Origin of the sequence: Rhodobaculum claviforme (genome assembly GCF_016653255.1) — a bacterium.
Classification (GTDB): Bacteria; Pseudomonadota; Alphaproteobacteria; order Rhodobacterales; family Rhodobacteraceae; genus Rhodobaculum; species Rhodobaculum claviforme.
This window is the reverse complement of sequence record NZ_NHSD01000006.1, coordinates 1-2,583: the sequence shown is the minus strand read 5'-3', so window position 1 is coordinate 2,583 and position 2,583 is coordinate 1. Positions and strand designations below refer to the sequence as shown.

Sequence of the window (2,583 nt, the reverse complement as noted above, 5' to 3'; positions counted from 1 at the left end):
TCAAGGGCCTACGCGAAGCGATGAACCTCGACGAGCCGGCGGCCCTTCGCTTCCTCAGTTGGCTCGGTGGCCTGCTAAGCGGCGATCTCGGGGTTTCCTACGTCAACGATCAACCGGTAGCGATGCTCATCTCGGGCCGGCTCGCGAACTCGCTTCAGCTCGCGGCGGTCACGGTCTTGGTCTCTGTCCCGGTTGCGCTGACGCTTGGCATCACAGCGGCGACGTATCGGGGCTCCCTCTACGACCGGATCGTCTCTGTTATATCGGTGAGCGTCGTCTCCGTGCCTGAGTTCCTGGTGGCGACCGCCTCGGTGCTGATCTTCGCGGTCTACCTCGGTTGGCTGCCAGCGCTCTCCTTCTCCCGCGAAGTCGACGGAATCCTCGATATCCTGCGCGTCTACGCGATGCCGGTGATCAGCCTCAGCTTCGTGGTTTCGGCGCAGATGATCCGGATGACCCGGGCCGCTGTGATCGACACGCTCAACACCTCCTATGCTGAAATGGCGCGCCTCAAGGGGGCTTCGCGACGACGCGTCGTGCTACATCACGCGCTCCCCAACGCCCTGGGACCGATCGCCAACGCCATCGCGCTGTCGGTGTCCTATCTGCTCGGCGGCGTGATCATCGTCGAGACGATCTTTAGCTATCCGGGCGTCGCGAAGCTGATGGTCGACGCGGTTTCGACCCGCGACCTGCCCCTCATCCAGGCATGCGCAATGCTCTTCTGCTTGGCGTACCTCACCCTCGTGACGCTCGCCGACATCATTGCCATCGTCTCCAACCCGAGGTTGCGGACATGATCGCGCGACGCCTGCCCATAACCCCCGCGCGCCTCGGCATCCGGTTCAACGCCGTCGGCATCACGGGGGCAACCATCGTCCTATTCTGGGGGCTCGTGGCCCTTCTGGCGCCGCTCCTGGCGCCCTATTCGGTGGGCGCCATCGTCGATCAGGACTTTTTTGGACCGGTTTCCTCACAATTCTGGATGGGCTCGGACTATCTGGGGCGCGACGTCCTTTCCCGCGTGCTCTACGGCGCACGCTTCACCGTCGGCATCTCCCTGGCGGCCACCACGCTGGCCTGCTTCATCGGCGTCACGCTCGGTATGATCGCAGCCGTGGCGGGCGGCTGGTTCGATACCGGGCTGTCACGCTTCCTAGATGCGCTCAACAGCATCCCGCACCTGATGTTCGGCCTTGTGGTCGTGGCCGCCATCGGCTCCTCGCTCCCCGTTCTGATCGGGACGCTGGCAGTGATCTACTCGCCGGGTGCCTACCGCTTCGCAAGGGCGCTCGCGGTGAATATCAACACGATGGATTTTGTAACGGTTGCCCGCGCGCGGGGCGAGAAAACGAGCTACCTGATCTGGTCCGAGATCCTGCCCAACATCGTCGGTCCGGTGCTGGCCGATTTCGGCTTGCGCTTCGTCTTCATCGTGCTGGTGCTCTCGGGGCTGTCCTTTCTCGGCCTGGGCGTCCAACCGCCCTATGCCGACTGGGGCGCGATCGTGAAAGAGAATATCGGTGGGCTCCCGTTCGGGGCCCCTGCGGTTATCTTTCCCTCCCTCGCGATCGCGAGCCTGACGATCTCGGTCAACATGTTGATCGACAACCTGCCGGTGAAGATCAGAGACCGGAGCGCCTAATGAGCAATCTAGTAGAAATCCGCGATCTGCATATCAAAGCCCGCACGGACGCCAATCGCGTCGTGGAGATCATCCAAGGGGTCGACATCGACATCGCCGAGGGCGAGATCGTCGCGTTGATCGGTGAGAGCGGCTCCGGCAAGACCACGATCGCCCTGTCGGTGATGGGCTACCAACGCGACGGTTGCTTCGTCTCCGAGGGCGAGGTGCGGCTCGACGGCCACGACGTCTATGCGATGGGCGAACGGGAACGCCAAGCACTGCGCGGTACCGAGGTCTCGTACGTGCCGCAGTCGGCCGCGGCTGCCTTCAACCCATCCCAGACCATCATGTCGCAGGTGATCGAGGTCTCGAACATCCACGGGCTGATGAGCCCGGACGAGGCCCGTGCCAAGGCGGTGGAGCTGTTCCGCGCCCTCACCCTGCCCGATCCCGACAATATCGGCGCACGCTACCCCCACCAGGTTTCGGGGGGCCAGTTGCAACGCCTGTCGGCGGCGATGGCGCTGATCGGCAACCCGCGCCTGGTGATCTTCGATGAGCCGACCACAGCCCTCGACGTCACGACACAGATCGAGGTGCTGCGGGCCTTCAAGTCGGTCATGACGCAGAGCCGGATGGCCGGCATCTATGTTTCCCACGACCTCGCCGTCGTCGCCCAGATCGCCGATCGTATCGTCGTCTTGAAGGACGGCGAGATACAGGAGACCGGGCGGACGCAACAGATCCTCGAATCGCCCACGCATGACTACACCAAGGCGCTGGTCGCCGCCGTGGCCCCGGTGCCTCACACCGAGGACCGCGCCGCGATGTCCGCCGCCCAACCGGTGCTCGAAGCCGACGGGCTGGTTGCGGGCTACGGCCGCCTACAGGCGCACGGGATGCCGGCGGTGGTCGCGCTTAAGGACGTATCACTCGAGCTCTGGCCTGGGCGCAAC

Annotated in this window: 3 protein-coding genes; all 3 read left to right on the top strand. The window is 64.3% G+C overall.

The genetic code is table 11. The features are described 5' to 3' along the window. Positions 1-800 (top strand): ABC transporter permease (locus tag CCR87_RS00095; RefSeq protein ID WP_201155316.1); only part of this gene is annotated, 800 nt, incomplete at its 5' end. Further along, entirely contained in the window at positions 797-1,645 is an 849-nt protein-coding gene (locus CCR87_RS00090; RefSeq protein ID WP_027287158.1) for an ABC transporter permease, read from the top strand. The genes CCR87_RS00095 and CCR87_RS00090, both read left to right, overlap by 4 nt. Continuing rightward, a partial coding sequence (locus CCR87_RS00085; RefSeq protein WP_201155315.1) for an ABC transporter ATP-binding protein occupies positions 1,645-2,583 on the top strand: 939 nt, incomplete at its 3' end. The genes CCR87_RS00090 and CCR87_RS00085, both read left to right, overlap by 1 nt.